The following is a 17,182-nucleotide window of genomic DNA, read 5'->3' on the forward strand; positions in this document are numbered from 1 at the left end:
GCTCATCTGAGGAGACCTCATGGCACGGCGCCATCAGGTGCGCTCGGCAGGACTGACCGCGTTCGCGGCAGCCGCCCTCGCATCCGCCACTCTGTTCACCGCCTGCTCGACCGATTCACCGGACACCCGTTCGGACGCCGACGCGATCACCGTGTCGCAACCCTGGGTCAAGGCGCTCGACGACGTCGCCGCCGACGGCGGTATGACCTCCGCCTTCGCGGTAGTCGAGAACGACTCCGATCGGGACGTCCGGATCGTGTCCGCGTCCAGCGACGTCGCCAAGACCGTCGAACTCCACGAAGTGGTGGAGTCCGGAGGCACCACCACCATGCGCGAAGTGGACGGCGGCATCGTCGTCCCGGCCAAGGGGTCGGCGACGCTCGACCCCGGCGGCGAGCACTTCATGCTCATGGGCGTGACGAAGTCGATCCGTTCGGGCGACACGGTGACCATCACCGCGCGCTTCGACGACGGCTCCACGGAGACCGTCGAAGCCATCGCTCGGGACTTCAATGGAAACCAGGAGAACTACTCGCCGGAGCACACCGGCGAGCGGAGTTGACCCGCGTCTCCCGGAGAACACTGCTGACCGGCGGAATCGGTCTTGCCGGTATCGGCGTGGGAGCGGCCGCCGTCGGCGTCGGACACGAGGTGTCCGCGTCGACGACGGACGCTCCGTCGACGCTGCCGTTCTTCGGAGAGCACCAGTCCGGAATCACCACGCCGATGCAGTCGCATGTGAACTTCATCGGCCTCGACCTGGTGGACCCGGCCGATCACCGCGTGCTGCAATCGATTCTGCGGATGTGGTCGCAGGACGCGGCGAATCTCACCCAGGGCCGCCCGGGATTCTCCGATACCGAACCGGAACTGGCTGGCGATCCATCGCGTCTGTCGATCGCGGTGGGACTGGGGCCCGGAGCCTTCGCATCCCCCGCACTGGCGTCTCGACGGCCGGGGTGGTTGACGCCGCTGCCCGACTTCGCGATCGACCGACTCCGACCCGAGTGGGGACAGACCGATCTGGTGGTCGCGGTGGCATGCGACGAGCCGATGACGTTGGCGCACACGGTGCGGCTCGTCATCGCGCCGGTGCGGACGCGCACACGGGTGCGGTGGATGCAGCAGGGATTCCATCACGGCCGGAATCTGTTCGGTCAGGTCGACGGCACGGTGCAGCCCGACGCCCGGCGCTACGACGACCTCGTGTGGAACGACGGTCGGGAACAGCCGTGGATGGCGGGCGGGACATCGCTCGTGCTGCGCCGAATCGCGATGAACATGGACACGTGGGAGTCACTGGATCGGCACGGGCGCGAGTTGTCGATGGGTCGCACCCTCGACAACGGCGCTCCGCTGACCGGTTCGCATGAGACCGACGATCCGGTGTTCACCGCGACCTCGGGCGGCATACCGGTGATCCCGGAGTCGTCGCACATCGCGCGTGCGCACCGGCGGACCGACCGGGAACAGTTCCTGCGGCGGCCGTACAGCTACGACGTCCCGCCGTCGCCCGGAAGCGGGGACACCTCCGACAGCGGGCTGATCTTCGCCGCCTACCAGCGCGATCCCGTCGTTCAGTACGTGCCGGTGCAGCAGCGACTGTCCGACCACGACGCACTCAACGAGTGGACGACGCCGATCGGGTCGGCCGTCTACGCGATGCTGCCCGGGCCTCGCGAGTACCTCGGCGAGACGTTGTTCGCATAGCTCGATTCGGGTGGCCGACACGTGTGTGCGATCCGCCGTCCCACGTGTCGGCGACCCGGACCCGGCGGGGTAATAGACTGATCCGAGTGTCGACCACCCACGATGTCCCGGGGACCACTCTGTCCGGCTTGACCGCGTTCGCGTTGCGCGACGACGCATTCGCCTCGATCAGGGAGCGGGTCGGCCGGTCCCGCCTCGAGATCACCGCACCCGACGCGATCAGACCGTTCCTCGTCGCGGCCCTCGCCGACGTCGACGAGGCACCCGTCCTGGTGGTGACGGCCAACGGTCGTGAGGCCGACGATCTGACCGCGGAGCTGGCCGAACTGCTGCCGCGCGGCGAGTCCGTCGCCCAGTTCCCGTCGTGGGAGACTCTCCCGCACGAGCGGCTGTCGCCGTCCGCCGACACCGTCGGCGCGCGCCTGGCCGTTCTGCATCGCCTCGCCGATCCGGGATCCGAACCGCTGTCGGTCGTCGTCACAACGGTCCGGTCGCTCGTCCAACCGATGGCGCCGGGTCTGGGTGAACTGCGCACGCTGACCCTTGCCGAAGGCGTCGAGTTCGACTTCGACGGCCTGATCGAGCACCTCGTGGAGATGGCGTACGAGCGTGTCGACATGGTGGGGCGACGCGGCGAGTTCGCCGTCCGCGGCGGCATCCTCGACGTGTTCCCGACCACCGCCGACTATCCGGTGCGCGTCGAGTTCTGGGGCGACGAGATCACCGACATGCGGGCGTTCTCCGTCGCCGACCAGCGGACCCAACCCGAGGTGGACTGCTCCCGTGTCCAGGTGCACCCGTGTCGCGAACTCGTCCTGACGGCGCAGGTCCGGGATCGGGCTGCCGAGCTCGCCGAATCGACATCAGACGAGTCGCTGCGCGAGATGCTGACCAAGTTGGCGGAGGGCATCCCCGTCGAGGGCATGGAGGCGCTGATCCCGGCCCTGGTCGACGGTGAGATGCAGTTGCTCACCGAAGTGATGCCGGACGGCGTGCGGGTGCTGATCCTCGACCCGGAGAAGGTCCGCACACGGGCCGTCGACCTCGCCCGTACGGGGGAGGAGTTCCTCGAAGCGTCGTGGAACGCGGCGGCGCTCGGGGCGGACGCGCCGGTCGACGCGCGCGCCGTCGATCTGACGGCGAGTGCGTACCGGCCGGTGGACGAGGTCGAATCACTGACCGTCGCCGCGGGGCATCCGTGGTGGACGTTGAGCCCGCTCGCGACCGGCATCGGTGACGAACTGGTCTTGGATGTGGAACCCGGACCCGCGCCGCACGGCGACGAACGGGAGCTCATGGGGCTGATGGCGTCGCTGCGCGCGCAGCTGGCATCGGGTTCGCGCGCGGCGATCGTCGCGGCCGGCCGCGGTACCGCGACTCGGTTCGTCGAGCGCCTCGGCGAGGCCGAGGTGCCCGCCCGGTTCATGGACGACGGCGCCGAGCCGCCCGCCGACGCCGTCGCCGTCTATCACGGCACACTGCGGCGCGGCGTCACGCTGGCGAGCGCCGGCCTCGTCGTCGCTACCGAAGCCGACATCACCGGTGCGCGGGTGACCGGAGTCAAGGACGGTCGCAGGCTGCCGGCCAAACGTCGCAACCAGGTGGATCCATTGGCGCTGACCGCCGGCGACATGGTGGTCCACGATCAGCACGGCATCGGCAGATTCGTGGAGATGATCGAGCGGACCGTGTCGGGTGCTCGCCGCGAGTACCTGGTGATCGAGTACGCGCCCGGCAAGCGCGGTCAGCCGGGCGACCGACTGTTCGTCCCGATGGAGGCCCTCGATCAGCTGTCCCGCTACGTCGGCGGCGAGCAGCCGTCGCTCTCGAAGCTCGGCGGATCCGACTGGGCCAACACGAAGAAGAAGGCGCGCAAGGCGGTCCGCGAGATCGCCGGAGAGCTGGTCCAGCTCTATGCGGCGCGCCATGCCGCGCCGGGATTCGCGTTCAGCTCGGACACCCCGTGGCAGCGTGAGATGGAAGACGCGTTCGACTACACCGAGACCGTCGACCAGATGACGGTGATCTCCGAGGTCAAAGCCGATATGGAGCGGCCGGTGCCGATGGACCGCGTCGTGGTGGGCGACGTCGGCTACGGCAAGACCGAGATCGCGGTGCGTGCGGCGTTCAAAGCCGTGCAGGACGGCAAGCAGGTCGCGGTGCTCGTGCCGACGACCATCCTCGCAGGGCAGCACCTGCAGACGTTCACCGAGCGCATGGCCGGCTTCCCGGTCACCGTGCGCGGGCTGAGTCGGTTCACCGATGCGGCGGAGTCGAAGGAGATCCTCGCGCAGATGGCCGACGGCGAGGTGGACATCGTCATCGGAACACACCGCCTGCTGCAGACCGGGGTCCGCTGGAAGGACCTCGGCCTGGTGATCGTCGACGAGGAGCAGCGTTTCGGCGTCGAGCACAAGGAGCACATCAAGTCGCTGCGGACCCACGTCGACGTACTGACCATGTCGGCCACGCCGATTCCACGAACCCTCGAGATGTCGATGGCCGGCATCCGTGAGATGTCGACGATCCTCACACCGCCGGAGGAACGGCATCCTGTCCTGACCTATGTCGGCGCGTATTCGCCGAAGCAGGTCGGCGCCGCCATCCGTCGCGAACTGCTGCGCGACGGTCAGGTGTTCTTCGTGCACAATCGCGTGTCGACGATCGACAAGAAGGCACAGGAGATCGCGGCGATGGTGCCGGAGGCGCGGGTCGTCGTCGCGCACGGCCAGATGGGGGAGGACCAGCTCGAACGGACCGTCGACGCCTTCTGGAACCGCGAGTACGACGTGTTGGTCTGCACGACGATCATCGAGACCGGTCTGGACATCTCGAACGCCAACACGCTGATCATCGACGGCGCCGAGAACTTCGGTCTGTCGCAGCTGCACCAGTTGCGCGGGCGTGTCGGACGATCGCGGGAGCGCGGGTACGCGTACCTGCTGTACAGCGGGGAGAAGCCGCTGACCGAGACCGCTTACGACCGTCTCGCGACCATCGCGCAGAACAATGAGCTGGGTGCGGGCATGGCCGTCGCCCTGAAGGACTTGGAACTGCGCGGTGCGGGCAACGTGCTGGGCGCGCAGCAGTCCGGTCACGTGGCCGGGGTGGGATTCGACCTGTACGTGCGCCTCGTCGGCGAAGCCGTCGAAGCCTATCGCGCGGCCGCCGACGGTCAGACCGTCGAGACGCAGGAGTCGACGGAGGTGCGGATCGATCTGCCGGTCGACGCGCACATTCCGACCGAGTACGTCGAAGCCGACCGTCTCCGACTGGAGGCCTACCGCAAGCTCGCGTCCGCCTCCAGCGACTCCGACGTCGACGAGGTGCTCGCCGAACTCACCGACCGGTACGGTCCGCCGCCGGAGGAGACGATGCGGTTGGCCGCGATCGCGCGGCTTCGACTGCGATGCCGTGAGCGCGGCGTGACCGAGGTGGGTCTGGCCGGTCAGTCGGTGAAGGTGTCGCCGATGGTCCTGTTCGACAGCCAGCAGATCCGGCTCAAACGCCTGTTCTCGTCGGCCCAGTACCGCGCGACGACGCACACGGTGACCCTGCCGATCCCCCGCACCGGCGGCGTCGGTTCACCTCGCCTGCGCGACACCGAACTGATCGACTACGTGGTCGGCCTCCTGCAGTCCATCGCGCCGCTGGAGGAGTGAACGCCCCGTCACCGGACCCGTCCGGTCACCGCACCGGTCGTCGTCCGGACAAAGCCACCAGCCGTTCCATCGGCGGCGCCGAGTCGGCGATCGGAACCGCCGGTCCGAACGTCTTTCCCTCACCCTGGAAATCGGGCGTTAGCATGCCCGGTGCGAACGCCAGCGATGCTTCGAGGGCCTCGTCGTCCGGATTCCAGTCCGCGCCGGCGGCCTGGGCGAGATCCCAGCCGTGGACCTGGTACTCCCACAGGATCATCGACGCCGCCATGTCGCCGGGCATGCCTGCCTCGCCGATGTTCAGCGGATGGGCGAGGGCGTCGGGCAGCGCGGCGCGCAGACGGCGAGCGGCGTCGCGGACCTGGTCGGCGCCGCTGCCCTCCACCGTGATCGAGTCGGGATCGCTGCACGTGTGATCGTCGGCCGTATAGCCGTCGGTGAACGCGGTGAGCCAGCCGACGACGTGTGCGCGCAGAGCGTCCACGTCGAACTCGGTACACGGAGTCGGTGCCGTTCCCGGAGTGTCGGCGGCCCGGTCGAGGAGGTCGGCGAGCTGGTCGAGGGTGCGGGGAAGTGCTGTCGAGATGTCCATGCGGTCGACGCTACGAACCGGGGCCGGGAGGATTCTTGAAGATTCGCGACAGATGATCGCGCTAGGCTCTGCTCGTGGCCGCCGATGATCACTCCACGACCTTCGACGGTCATACGCGCGGCATCCTCCAACCGGCGCGGATGTTCGCCGTCGTCGACTTCGACCGCTACGCGGTGCCCGATGAGCTCGACGGCCTCGTCGAATGGTTCTGGTCGGTGCGGTGGAGTCTGCCCGACGGGCAGGATCATCGGCAGTCGGTCCTCGCACCGCCCGCGGTGAACATCAGCGTCGGGACCGCGCCACCGCCCGGCGAGGATCCTCCACCGGGTCCGTATCCGCTGGCGGCGATGTTCAACGGCGTCACGACAGAGGTCACGGTGCGGACGCTGAGCGGAAGCGGGTGGAACGTCGCCGCGCGCTCGACGACCGGCGGATTCGGCGCGTGGCTCGACGATGTGCACGCGGTCAACGACACGCACCTCGACCTCACCGACGTGTTCGACGTCGATCCGGGGCTGGCCGTCGAGGTCGCCGACCGCCCGTTCGGAGCGGAGCGGACGGTTCCGATCGGAGAGGCACTCGTGCGCCTGCTCGATTCTCGGCCGCGGTCGAGAATCGAGCGTGCGCGCGAGGTCGCCGCGCTCAGCGCCGAGATCGAACGGAATCGGAGTGTCACCACTGTCGGACAGCTCGCCCGGCTCGGCGGAGTCACGGCGAGGACGCTGCAGCGGATGTACACCTCATGCGCGGGTGTCTCGCCGACCTGGGTCATTCGGCGGCATCGGTTGATCGACGCCGCCGATCGGGTGCGCGACGGGCGGACGCCCGACTGGGCGCAGCTCGCCGTCGACCTCGAATACGCCGATCAAGCGCATCTGACCAGGGATTTCACCGCGACGATCGGGATGTCGCCGGGTGCGTACGCGGCGGCGAACCGGTCAGAGTGACCTCTGGGCCGAGGCCCCCGGGCGACGGTCTCAGGCCGACTGCGCCTCCGCATGCACCGACAGCGCCGCGACGATCTGCGCGACCTCGTCCGGTGTCGCCTCGGTGAGCGGCGGGCGGACCGTCGGATGGTCGATCACGCCGAGCCGGTGCAGGGCGACCTTCGCGGCGACGGCGCCGCCGGTGGCGATCGAGTTCAGGGCGGTGGCCGACGGGATGAGGTCGCGGTTGATCTCGCGGGCGGTCGGCAGATCGTTCTTGGCGACGGCCTTGATGAGCGAGGCGTTCTCGGCGGAGCGGACGGCTCCGACGACGCTGACGACACCTGTCGCCCCGGCCGCGAGGTAGGGCAGGTTGAGTCCGTCGCTGCCGCAGTAGAAGGCCATCGGACATTCGGCCATCACCGCCATCGCCTGGGCGATGTCGCCGGTCGCGTCCTTGACCGCGAGGATCTTCGGGTGCTGAGCGAGGTCGATCAGCGTCGCCGTCGCGATCGGCAGCCCGGTGCGGTGGGGCACGTCATACAGCATGACGGGCAGGCCGGTGGCGTCGGCGACGGCGCGGAAGTGGTTCGCGACGCCGATCTGCGACGGCCGCGAATAGTACGGGGTGACGACGAGGAGCGCGTCGGCCCCGGCGGCCTCGGCCAGGCGGGCGCGGCGGATGGTGGAGACGGTGTCGTTGGTGCCGACGCCGACGATGATCCGTGCGCGGCCCTTCGCCTTGTCGACGGCCAGACGGATGACCGTGTCGAGCTCGTCCTCGGACAGGGTCGGCGACTCGCCGGTCGTACCCGCGACGACGATACCGTCGCACTTGTTCTTGACCACATACTTGACCATCGATTTGAAGCTCGACTCGTCGACGGAGTAGTCGGGCTTCATCGGGGTCGGAACGGCGATGAGATTGGTGCCGAAGGCGTGGGCGGGCGCGAGCATCATGGGAACCATTCTCACGGCGATCACCGTCAACGACAAGCGAGCAGTTCTATGTCACATTGTTTACGATTGCTTCATGATCGATGTATCGGCGCTGCAGGCGCTCCGTGCGCTCGCCGATCTGGGGACGATGGGCCGCGTCGCCGACGAACTGGGGTTCACGGCGTCGGCGATCTCACAGAAGATCAAACGGCTCGAGGCCGAGGTCGGCGTGCAGTTGATCTCGCCGGCCGGGCGACGGGTCGTTCTCACCGCGGCCGGTCGGGCGATGGTCGAGGCTACCCCAGGCGTGGTCGAGGCATTGGAGCTGTCGATGTCGGCGGCACGGTCGGCCGATGCGGGCGAACCGCGCGGCCGGTTCCGCATCGTGGCGTTCTCGACGGCGGTGCGCGGGATCGTCGCGCCCGCGCTGGCCGGTCTCGCGGTGCGATATCCGGATCTCCGCGTCGAGGTGACCGAGGCCGACCCGGTGCCCGCGGTGTACGCGGTGGAGTCCGGCGGCGCGGAGCTCGCGCTGGTGCACGACGCCGACGGGGTCCCGACTCCGGTGTCTCCGGGAGTCCACGCGTCACTGCTGCACACGGACGTCGGTGACCTCGCCGTCCCGTCCGGTCATCGTCTCGCCGCTGTCGACGGCCCCGTCCGGCTACGCGATCTCGCCGGATGCCGTTGGGTCACCAGCCCATCGGGAACCGTGTGCCATCAGTGGTTTCAGCGGATGTTCGCCGGCGGCGACGCCGAACCCGACGTGTTGCACTCGGTCGACGACTTCAGCACGCAGATGGCGTTGGTCGCCTCGGGAGGCGTTGTCGCACTGATTCCGCGGCTGGCGCGGCCCGTCCCGCCCGACGGTGTGGAACTGCTCCCGCTGCGCCAGGCGCCGCGTCGCGAAGTGCACGCGGTGTGGCGACGCAGCGGTGAGGAGGATCCGGCTCTGCGTGCGGTCGTGAGTGCGCTGCGGGAGGCGGAGTAGCCTCCGGGCGCGCTCGTGGCCTGAGACGTTCTGGGCGCGCCGCCGACAGGTCGAGGACCGAGTTCCTGCGCGATGCTCGGGAAGTTGTCCAGGCCAACCCCTTTCATCACGCGCATAACCGACTAAGGTTCTTCTGAAAGCCGTTCACTCCGGGGAGGAGTTCCGATGACCGTTGTCCTGCTTGATCCGTCTCGGCCCGACATGGTGCCCGCGGGGGCGGTGGGACTGCTGGCGTCGACGGTCGCCGTGACCGAAGAGGTTCACCCGAATCTGTTGTGGCAGTTGCCCGATTACGTTCTTGTGGGCGGGGACGAGCAGCACCTGGACGTACTCGTCACGTCCGACACTCGGCATCCCGCGGTGCGTGCGCGCCTCGACGCCGGTGAACGCGTGGTCCAGGGCGACCCGGTCCGCGGCGCTCAGATTCTTCACGCCGTCGATCTGATGGACCGTCTGCGTCGCATGGGGCCGTGGGAGCAGCGGCAGACGCACGATTCGCTGCGCCGCTATCTCCTGGAAGAGGTCTACGAACTGCTCGACGCGATTGACCACGGCACCAAGGACGATCTGAAGTCCGAACTCGGAGACCTGCTGTTGCAGGTCTTGTTCCATTCGCGGATCGCGGCGGATGCGCTCGACGGGTTCGACATCGACGACGTGGCACAGAGTTTCGTCGACAAGGTGTCGTACCGGACGCCCGGCGTCCTCGGTGGCGAGCATGCTGACCTGGAGCGGCAGATCAACGAGTGGGAGGCTGCCAAAGCCGCCGAACGCGAAGCGCAGCGGGGGAGCGTGCTCGACGGCATCGTCACCACGCAGCCCGCACTCGCGCTGACGCAGAAGATCTTCGAGCGACTGGCCGGTGCCGATTTCCCGATCGCCGCGCTCAGTCCGTCGCTGTACTCGGTGTCGGTTCCGTTCCGAAAGCATGCGACGGTCAGCGTCGAGGACGATGTCCGCACTCGCGCGATGGCTTTGATGGATCAGGTCCGCGCCGCGGAATCGGCCGCACGCGCAGACGGTGTCTGGCCGACCGATGAGAACACCTGGCGCAAGTATCTCGGCATGGATTACGACGACGATGCGGTCGACGAAGACGTCGACGCAGGCGAGGACACCGTCGACGACGAGTGGGTGTCGGACGACGTCGACGATTCCGATGACGAGGCCGAGTACGAGGACGTCGCCGTCGACGCCGACCCGATCGCCTCCGGGAAGAAGTCGAAGAAGCGGGTCAAGGGCGTCAAGGTCAGGAAGAGCGTTCCGGGGATGGTCGTGGTGGAGAAGTGGAGTGCGGAGGGGGAGTGAGCGGCAGACAGCCTGATTGGACGTGGCCGGAGATTGTGGTCGCCGGTGCGCTTCAGGACGCGGGAGGCTGGTCAGGGACGATTCGGCAGCAGGATCGTCGTGTGGTTGAACTCTCTGAACTCTTGCGGTCTGTCAACCCCGCTTATGCCGTGAACGAGAGATTCCGGAGTCCGGCGTCGTTGCAGCGCAAATTGGAGGACTTACGAACCGCTCACCCGACCTACGGCGGCGTGAAAACACGAGGCGGACGTGTCACTGTCGCCGTTGTGGAGGCGTACGCGCAGAATCCGACTCTCATGCGGACACTGGCGGAACGGTTTCGAAGTGACCCGTCGATGTTATCGGTCGACGCCGACGTTGGGGAAGACGCTGCCATCGACCTTGACGAGGTTGCCGAACATGGTTCGGCATCCGCCGTTGAAGGAGCTGTTAAGCGTCGAATCGCGACGTTTCGCGAACGCGATCCAAAGCTTCGGCAACGGAAAATTGACGAAGCGATGCGCGAACGCGGCCGCCTCGCCTGCGAAACGTGTGGATTCGACTTTCACGAGAAGTACGGCGGCCTCGGCGCGGGATACGCCCATATCCATCACATAGTGCCGCTGCACGTCACGAACGAGGTTCTTAACACGACCGAAGACCTGATTGTCCTCTGCGCGAACTGCCATGCGATGATCCACCGGCGACGACCGTGGAAGACGCCGAAAGAACTCATGGAAGCGATCGATGCGGCCAGTCAAAGCGGCGCAGTCTTGTCCCGGTCGTAACTGGCACCCGGCTGCGACCGGACCCGGCATCTGCACATTCACTATGTGCGTCTGTGGTCGCAGGGGTGGGACGACGACCGGCACGTCGATCCGTATGCGGTGACGCAGACCAACGGCGATCGGCTCGACCTCGGATACGCGACCGAAGTGTTGTACGCGGCGTGGGAGTGGAAGGCAGCGCTGACCGAGAGCGCGGAGATAGAGGGGACCGCTGCGGCGGCCTAGCGTTCCGCGGAACGCTAGGCGGACCGCGTAGGTTCGGCATTCGTCGATCTGTGCTCCGAGTCGTCGCGACGTGCTGCGGTCTTCTCGCTATTGCGCGACGATGATCAGTGTCGTCCGAACGATTGAAGAGGTGTGCGATGCCGGAATTGACCTCAGCCCAAGCCGACGAGTTCCTCCGAGGACTTCACGTGGGAGTCCTCGCGATCGAAAGGAAGTCGAATCCGCCCCTCGCGGTGCCGATCTGGTACGACGTCGACGATGCAGGCAACGTCGTCATCGGAATGGGCGTCGACTCGCTGAAGGGAAAACTGCTCCGTCGTGCCGGCCGGGCGACGTTCACTGTTCAACGCGAGGAGCCGCCGTACGAATACGTGAGTGTGGAGGGATCGGTGACCTTCGGCGATCCCGACAGGTCGGTGACCGAACGCATGGCGAAGCGCTACCTCGGCGACGAGAGTGGCACCGCGTTCATGGCGGGCTGGTCGGCTGACGGTGCGATGCTGGTGACGCTCGCGACCGAGAAGGTGAGGTCGTTCGTGTTCACCGAGTGAGGTTCGGTGTGGCGTGGTCTCGACCAGCGGAGAGCCGGGTCAGGCGAACAGTCGCTGACCCCACCATTCGCCGTCCTTCACACCCGGGGGGACGGCGAAGATCGCGGAACCGTTGGGGATCAGGTACTCGGTCAGCGCGTCCTTGCGGGAGAGGGTCTGCTGCATCGGGACGAACTGCTTGAAGCTGTCGCGGTTGAACGCGATGAAGAACAGGCCGGCGTCGAGGTGTCCGAAGCCGTCGGAGCCGTCGGTGAAGTTGTAGCCGCGTCGCAGGATCTGGACGCCGTTGTTCTGGTCCGGATGAGCCAGGCGGACATGCGCGGTGCGGGCGATCATCGGGGCGCCGTACGTCGTCATATTGAAATCGGGCTCGTCGAACTCCGACTCCTTGCCGATCGGCGCGCCCTCACCCTTGGTGCGACCGATGACAGTCTCCTGCTCCTTCAAGTTCTGGCGGTCCCACGGCTCGATGTCCATCCGAATACGGCGGGCCACCAGGTACGTGCCGCCGGTCATCCACTGCGCGGCAGGCGGATTGTCGCCCTCGGCGACCCAGACGTGCTCGTCGAGCACACCGGTGTCCTCGGCGCGGATGTTGGCCGTGCCGTCTTTGAATCCGAACATGTTGCGGGGGGTGTCCTGGCCGCGCGTGGTCGACGACGTCCGGCCGAATCCCAGCTGCGACCAGCGGACCGACACGACGCCGACGCCGATACGCGCCAGGTTGCGGATCGCATGCACGGCGACCTGCGGATCGTCCGCGCATGCCTGAATGCAGATGTCCCCGTACGAGCGGCCCGGTTCGATCTTCTCCTGTGCGAACATCGGCAGATCGGCCAGCGCCGCGGGCTTGCGTGCGGCGATGCCGAAACGGTCCTTCCGGTTCGGGTCCGATGCGCTCGGTCCGAACAGGCCCGGACCGAAGCCGATGGTCAGGGTGAGATGAGCGGGGGAGAGTCCCAGTGCTTCACCGGTGTCGGCGGGCGGCGTGTAGTCGCCCAGACCCAGAGCGCCGTCGTCGACGGTCTCGAGACCGCGGGTCATCCGATCCGCGGCATCGGTCCACTTCTTGAGCATGTCGACCAGTTCGTCACGCGAGTCGGTGACGACGTCGAACGCCGCGAAATGCAGCCTGTCCTGCGCTTCGGTGGTGATCCCGGCCTGGTGATCGCCGCGGAACGCGACAGTCTGATCGCCGGAGCCGTCGTCGGACGACGACCCGGCGAAGTAGCCGCCGGTGACACCGGCGGCGCCGCCGACGACGAGTCCCGCACCGGCCGCCCCGAGGACGGCGCGGCGCGAGAACGACGTGGAACTCTCCTCGCTCATGTACCCGCTTACTTGTTCAGAACGATCCCGGGAACCTGCGACAGGCTCGCCGACAGTGCATCGATCTTGTCCGACAGGCTCTTTCGTGTCGCCTCGTCGACCTGGTCGTACGACTTGTAACCGTCGCCCTCACGCAGGGCGTCGATGCCCGTGCGCACGGCCTCGAACTGAGCGGTGATCTTGTCCATCAGTTCCGGGCTGGCCTTGGAGATCATCGGCTGCATCTCGGCGATGAGGGTCTCGGCGCCATCGATGTTGGCGGCGAAATCGAACAGGTCGGTGTGACTGTAGCGATCCTCTTCGCCGCCGACCTTGGTCGCAGCGATCTCGTCGACCAGAGCCTGCGGACCCTGCACGAACGACTGGGTCTCGAACTCGAAGTCGGGCTTGTTGACCTCGGTCTGCAGTGTCTTCGCATCGGTGAGCAGTCCGTCGGCGATCTTCGCGATCGCTTCCTTCGTGTCCGCGGTCTTGGCCTGCGCGGCATCGGCCGGCGAGACCTGTCCGGGAGCATCGCCGATCTCGTCGGCCTTCGGCGGCCACAGGAAGCGTTCGATGCGGTGGAAGCCGGTGAACTCGACCTTGCCGTCCTCGGTGTCGTCCCACCGCATGTCGATCTTCGGATCCAGATCCGGGAAGCTCTCGGCGACCGGCTCGATCCGCTCGTAGAAGGTGCGGACCTGACCGAACTGGCCGCGTGCGGCATCGAGGTCACCCGACTTCACGGCGCCGGTGAACGTCTCCAACTGAGCGACGAGACCGTCCACCTGGCCGCGCACGTAGTCGAGGTAGCGCGCCTTCGCGGCCTCGACGTCGGCCGGAGCCTCGCTCTTCTCCTTCTTCTCGCCGGTCACCTTGACCTCCTTGCGGATGCCCTGGCCGACCATGCCCGGCTTGCAGGCGACGGTGTACGTACCCGGCTCGACGATCTCCACGCCCAGCTTTCCGGTGAGGCCGGGACCGATGTTCTCGACCTCGCCGAGGACTCGATTGTTGTTGCCGTACACGTAGAATTCGGTGACTTTCGACCCCGAGTTGGTGACGGCGAAATCGACCTGCCCGGTCTGCAGATCGGTGGAGTCCAGATCGCAGGCGTCGTTCGACGAGGTCACCTTGATGGCGCCCTCGCCGTCGGACTTCGATTCACACGCGGCGAGCGCGATCGGTGTGGCAGCCGCCAGACCGATGATCGTCGCGGTGCGAAGACCGCGAAGCAGAGACAAGGGGGCCATGAGGGTTCCTTTCGGGGATGAGAACTTCGGAGAGAAGATCACGAAGCGGCGGGCGCAGAGGCCGACGGCGTGGATGCGGCCGATTTGGGCTTGGTCCCGCGTAGAACGAATGCGGTGCCGACGATCACGATGTAGCCGGCCCACACCGACACCTGCAGCACCGTCGGCTCCGGCCGGAAGTTGAAGATTCCCTGCAGCACTTCGCCGTACCAAGCGCTCTGGTCGTACCACGAAGTGATGTCGAAGGCGATGTCGTGCAGACCCGGCAGCCAGCCGTACACCTGCAACGCCCGCACGCCGTACGACGCGATACCGGCGGCTACGACGATCAGGAACAGTCCGGTGTAGAAGAAGAACCGGTTGAAGTTGATCTTGATCGCACCCTTGTACAGCAGGAACGTGAGACCGATGGCGACGACGATGCCTGCGAGCAGTCCGAGCAGAGGCCACGGACCATTGGAACTGCTCTCGGCGTAACCGACCATCAGCAGCGCCGTCTCGAAACCCTCACGTCCGACCGCCAGGAACGCCAACCCGGTGACCGCGGCCCCGCCCGCGCTCATCGCAGTGGTCAGACCCGACTTGAGCTCGCCGGAGATGCTCGCCGAGGCCTTCCGCATCCACAACACCATGAACGTCACGATCACCACGGCGACCAGCGACGCGATACCCGCGATCAACTCGGCCGCCAACGACGACATCGTCGACGTGCCGAACTGGATGATGAGGAACGTGCCCACCATCATCACCACGGCGGCGAGCACGCCCAGCCAGATCCATTTGACGGCGTCGCGACGACCGGACTTGACCGCGAACGCGATCAAGATCATCACGACGATCCCGGTCTCGAGACCCTCGCGCACACCGATGAGCCCGCTCCCGAACATCTGGGTGGCGATGGACGGAGCACCCTCTGCGGTGATGGTCGATATCAAGAGATTGCGGCTTTCGTGAGGCTAAGTTCATGTAGGCAAGGGATGCCTTAACAGGCAACGGCTCACAATAACCGATGCCTGCCTCCGCTGGAAATAGGTCTATCGGCCTACGCGGGGTCTCGGAGGTGGTCAGGCGCGTCTGTCGCTGTACGCGGCGCGGCTGATGATCTCGAGTACGCCGATGAACTGGTCGCTCCGACTGTCGACGATGGACGTGTGCGTTCCGCCGGGGACCATGACGAACGTCGACGGTGCACCGGCCTTCTTCGCCGCGCGCACGTAGTTCTCGCCCAGGACTGCGGGGACGATCCTGTCCTTGTCGCCGTTCATCGCGACAGTCGGGATCTCGGGATCGATGTTCTGGATCGGATCGACCTGCTCGTAGCGTTGCGGATACTTCGTCGGCGTCCCACCCAGCACGCCGACGATGTTGTCGTCGCCGCGCTCGACGGCTTCGCGCATGTCCAACGGCCCGGCCAACGAGATCACATGGTTCGGCCGGATCGCGGGATGCGAGCCGACCTCGTCGTCGTCGAGCTTGTGGCGGGTGCCCACCCACATCGCGAGCTGTCCGCCCGCGGAATGCCCGGCGACGACGACGTTGTCGGTGTCGATCTCGGGATTGGCGGCGTCGACCTTGGGAATGAAGTCGATGGCCGCGGCGACGTCGGCGAACGTCGTCGGCCACCCGCCGCCCGCGCCGACGCGCCGGTACTCGACGTTGTAGACGGCGAGGCCCCGTTCGGCCAGCCGGCGCGCGAACGTCACGAACACGTCCGCTCCGATCTCCGACTTCCACGCGCCGCCGTGGATCAAGATCACCAGCGGAACCGAGTCCTCCTCGTGCTCGCCCGGCGGCAGGAACAGGTCGCCCCAGTTCTGATCGTCGTCGCGGCCGCCGGTGGTGGTCGGGTACAGGTAGCGGGTCGCATCGACGTTCGTCGAGGCCTTGACCTTGTCGAAGTCGGCGGCCGCCTTGCCCGGATCCGCGGCGACCGCGGCGTCGTCGTCCGAACCGGATGAACACGAGGCGGTCAGGAGCAGGGCGGTGGCTGTGACCGCGGCGAGGATCTGGCGCATCGTCGTCCTCACTTGATCGCCGAGTTGACGACGGACTTGTTGATCACACCGCGTTCGAGTCCCCAGCGCCCGGCGATCTCCTTGAGCTCACCGGAGTCGATCAGATGTTGCACCGCCTCCCGCAGGACTGGACCGAGCTCGGACCTCTGCGAGACGGCGAACCCGTACGGGCGGGTGTCGAAGGCTCCGCCGGTGGTCTCCAGCTCGCCGTGCGAGGTCTCGACCGCGTAGGCGCTGACCGGCGAGTCCGCCGACACCGCGTCGACGTCGCCGCGCTTGAGCGCGTCGATCGCCTCGATCTCGGAAGCGAAACCGACGATCTCCAGCGGCTTCTCGCCGGTCGTCTCGCACGCCTGGCTCTTGGCCGGCAGCTCCACCGTCAACTGGACGGTCCCGGTCTGAGCGCCGACGCGGCGCCCGCACGCATCGTGCGGTCCGATGTCGGCACCCGTCTTCCTCGCCCACAGGGTGCCCGCGCGCAGGTAGGTGACCATGTCGACCTGCTCCTCGCGCGCGGCGGTGTCCGACAATCCCGCCACGGCCACATCGGAGGACCCGCCGACGACCGACGGCAGCAGATCCGGGAACGAGACGTCGCGGAGGTCGACTCCCACGCCCAGCAGTTTCGCGACCCGAGTCATCACGTCGACATCGAACCCGACCAGTCGGCCGTCGCGCCAGAACTCCATCGGTGCGAACGGCGTATGAGTCACCACACGCAACGTGTGCGAGTCGCGGATCGTGGACGGCAGATGCGCGTTCAGCTCGTCGACCGGGATGGACGTCGCAGACGACGCCGAGTCGGACTCGTCGTCGGACGAGCAGGCGGCGGTCCCGAGAACGAGCACCGCACACACTGCGATCACCGCCGAGGGCAGTCGGATCCGCATTCACCAGTCCTTCAGGTCGGTTTCGTCTCGTTTCCCACCATAACCGGA

At 67.0% G+C, this 17,182-nt stretch carries 16 protein-coding genes; 9 read left to right on the forward strand and 7 right to left on the reverse strand.

Annotated elements, in window-relative coordinates:
* Positions 1–19 precede the first annotated feature (19 nt).
* From BKA16_RS09560 to mfd, 3 genes are all read left to right on the forward strand, one after another.
* Positions 20–562: a copper chaperone PCu(A)C gene (locus tag BKA16_RS09560; protein ID WP_183370428.1), complete on the forward strand. Its 543-nt coding sequence runs from the start codon at positions 20–22 to the stop codon at positions 560–562.
* Positions 559–1,710, forward strand: coding sequence for a Dyp-type peroxidase (locus tag BKA16_RS09565; RefSeq protein WP_183370429.1), 1,152 nt, complete (start codon positions 559–561; stop codon positions 1,708–1,710). The genes BKA16_RS09560 and BKA16_RS09565 overlap by 4 nt, the downstream gene beginning before the upstream one ends.
* 143 nt (positions 1,711–1,853) lie before the next feature.
* A complete protein-coding gene (gene mfd / locus BKA16_RS09570) occupies positions 1,854–5,372 on the forward strand; it encodes a transcription-repair coupling factor (protein WP_246372192.1) in 3,519 nt (1,172 codons plus the stop codon).
* 25 nt (positions 5,373–5,397) lie between these two features.
* Here mfd and BKA16_RS09575 read toward each other — a convergent pair whose 3' ends face one another.
* The gene (locus BKA16_RS09575; RefSeq protein ID WP_183370430.1) at positions 5,398–5,961 is read right to left on the reverse strand and encodes a TIGR03086 family metal-binding protein; all 564 of its coding nucleotides are present in this window, start codon (positions 5,959–5,961) and stop codon (positions 5,398–5,400) included.
* Positions 5,962–6,035: 74 nt separating this feature from the next.
* Between BKA16_RS09575 and BKA16_RS24075 the strand changes: the two genes are divergently transcribed.
* Entirely contained in the window at positions 6,036–6,908 is an 873-nt protein-coding gene (locus BKA16_RS24075; RefSeq protein ID WP_183370431.1) for a helix-turn-helix domain-containing protein, read from the forward strand.
* 30 nt (positions 6,909–6,938) lie between these two features.
* Here the strand turns inward: BKA16_RS24075 and dapA are convergent, their stop codons facing one another.
* Positions 6,939–7,856, reverse strand: a complete 918-nt coding sequence (gene dapA / locus BKA16_RS09585) for a 4-hydroxy-tetrahydrodipicolinate synthase (RefSeq protein ID WP_246372195.1) — start codon at positions 7,854–7,856, stop codon at positions 6,939–6,941.
* A 64-nt stretch (positions 7,857–7,920) separates the two neighbouring features.
* On the opposite strand from dapA, the gene BKA16_RS09590 reads away from it, so the two are divergent.
* The 5 genes from BKA16_RS09590 to BKA16_RS09610 all read left to right on the forward strand — a co-directional run bounded on the left by BKA16_RS09590 (position 7,921) and on the right by BKA16_RS09610 (position 11,668).
* Positions 7,921–8,817, forward strand: a complete 897-nt coding sequence (locus BKA16_RS09590; protein WP_183370432.1) for a LysR family transcriptional regulator — start codon at positions 7,921–7,923, stop codon at positions 8,815–8,817.
* Between the two features lie 165 nt (positions 8,818–8,982).
* A complete protein-coding gene (locus tag BKA16_RS09595) occupies positions 8,983–10,125 on the forward strand; it encodes a nucleoside triphosphate pyrophosphohydrolase (RefSeq protein WP_183370433.1) in 1,143 nt (380 codons plus the stop codon).
* Between the two features lie 497 nt (positions 10,126–10,622).
* Entirely contained in the window at positions 10,623–10,892 is a 270-nt protein-coding gene (locus BKA16_RS24285; protein WP_382427886.1) for an HNH endonuclease, read from the forward strand.
* A gap of 45 nt (positions 10,893–10,937) precedes the next feature.
* Positions 10,938–11,117 (forward strand): hypothetical protein, encoded by a 180-nt coding sequence (locus BKA16_RS09605; RefSeq protein WP_183370435.1) that lies wholly within the window; start codon positions 10,938–10,940, stop codon positions 11,115–11,117.
* 137 nt (positions 11,118–11,254) lie between these two features.
* Entirely contained in the window at positions 11,255–11,668 is a 414-nt protein-coding gene (locus tag BKA16_RS09610; protein WP_183370436.1) for a pyridoxamine 5'-phosphate oxidase family protein, read from the forward strand.
* A 39-nt stretch (positions 11,669–11,707) separates the two neighbouring features.
* Here BKA16_RS09610 and efeB read toward each other — a convergent pair whose 3' ends face one another.
* From efeB to BKA16_RS09635, 5 genes are all read right to left on the reverse strand, one after another.
* Positions 11,708–12,997, reverse strand: a complete 1,290-nt coding sequence (efeB, locus tag BKA16_RS09615; protein ID WP_183370437.1) for an iron uptake transporter deferrochelatase/peroxidase subunit — start codon at positions 12,995–12,997, stop codon at positions 11,708–11,710.
* Positions 12,998–13,005: 8 nt separating this feature from the next.
* Positions 13,006–14,229 carry an iron uptake system protein EfeO gene (gene efeO / locus BKA16_RS09620; RefSeq protein WP_183370438.1) on the reverse strand — a complete coding sequence of 408 codons (1,224 nt, stop codon included), beginning with the start codon at positions 14,227–14,229 and terminating at the stop codon, positions 13,006–13,008.
* Positions 14,230–14,267: 38 nt separating this feature from the next.
* A complete protein-coding gene (gene efeU, locus BKA16_RS09625) occupies positions 14,268–15,161 on the reverse strand; it encodes an iron uptake transporter permease EfeU (protein ID WP_183372990.1) in 894 nt (297 codons plus the stop codon).
* A gap of 132 nt (positions 15,162–15,293) precedes the next feature.
* Entirely contained in the window at positions 15,294–16,244 is a 951-nt protein-coding gene (locus BKA16_RS09630) for an alpha/beta hydrolase family protein (RefSeq protein WP_183370439.1), read from the reverse strand.
* Between the two features lie 8 nt (positions 16,245–16,252).
* Entirely contained in the window at positions 16,253–17,134 is an 882-nt protein-coding gene (locus BKA16_RS09635; protein WP_183370440.1) for an ABC transporter substrate-binding protein, read from the reverse strand.
* Positions 17,135–17,182: the final 48 nt, after the last annotated feature.

This window comes from Gordonia humi (genome assembly GCF_014197435.1).
Lineage (GTDB): Bacteria > Actinomycetota > Actinomycetes > Mycobacteriales > Mycobacteriaceae > Gordonia > Gordonia humi.

Bases quoted from the DNA above. Each gene is read 5' to 3' on its own strand.
- BKA16_RS09560 (WP_183370428.1), top strand. From the start codon at position 20: ATGGCACGGCGCCATCAGGTGCGCTCGGCAGGACTGACCGCGTTCGCG.
- BKA16_RS09575 (WP_183370430.1), bottom strand. From the start codon at position 5,961: ATGGACATCTCGACAGCACTTCCCCGCACCCTCGACCAGCTCGCCGAC.
- dapA (WP_246372195.1), bottom strand. From the start codon at position 7,856: ATGGTTCCCATGATGCTCGCGCCCGCCCACGCCTTCGGCACCAATCTC.
- BKA16_RS09590 (WP_183370432.1), top strand. From the start codon at position 7,921: ATGATCGATGTATCGGCGCTGCAGGCGCTCCGTGCGCTCGCCGATCTG.
- BKA16_RS09595 (WP_183370433.1), top strand. From the start codon at position 8,983: ATGACCGTTGTCCTGCTTGATCCGTCTCGGCCCGACATGGTGCCCGCG.
- BKA16_RS24285 (WP_382427886.1), top strand. From the start codon at position 10,623: ATGCGCGAACGCGGCCGCCTCGCCTGCGAAACGTGTGGATTCGACTTT.
- BKA16_RS09610 (WP_183370436.1), top strand. From the start codon at position 11,255: ATGCCGGAATTGACCTCAGCCCAAGCCGACGAGTTCCTCCGAGGACTT.
- efeB (WP_183370437.1), bottom strand. From the start codon at position 12,997: ATGAGCGAGGAGAGTTCCACGTCGTTCTCGCGCCGCGCCGTCCTCGGG.
- efeO (WP_183370438.1), bottom strand. From the start codon at position 14,229: ATGGCCCCCTTGTCTCTGCTTCGCGGTCTTCGCACCGCGACGATCATC.
- BKA16_RS09630 (WP_183370439.1), bottom strand. From the start codon at position 16,244: ATGCGCCAGATCCTCGCCGCGGTCACAGCCACCGCCCTGCTCCTGACC.
- BKA16_RS09635 (WP_183370440.1), bottom strand. From the start codon at position 17,134: ATGCGGATCCGACTGCCCTCGGCGGTGATCGCAGTGTGTGCGGTGCTC.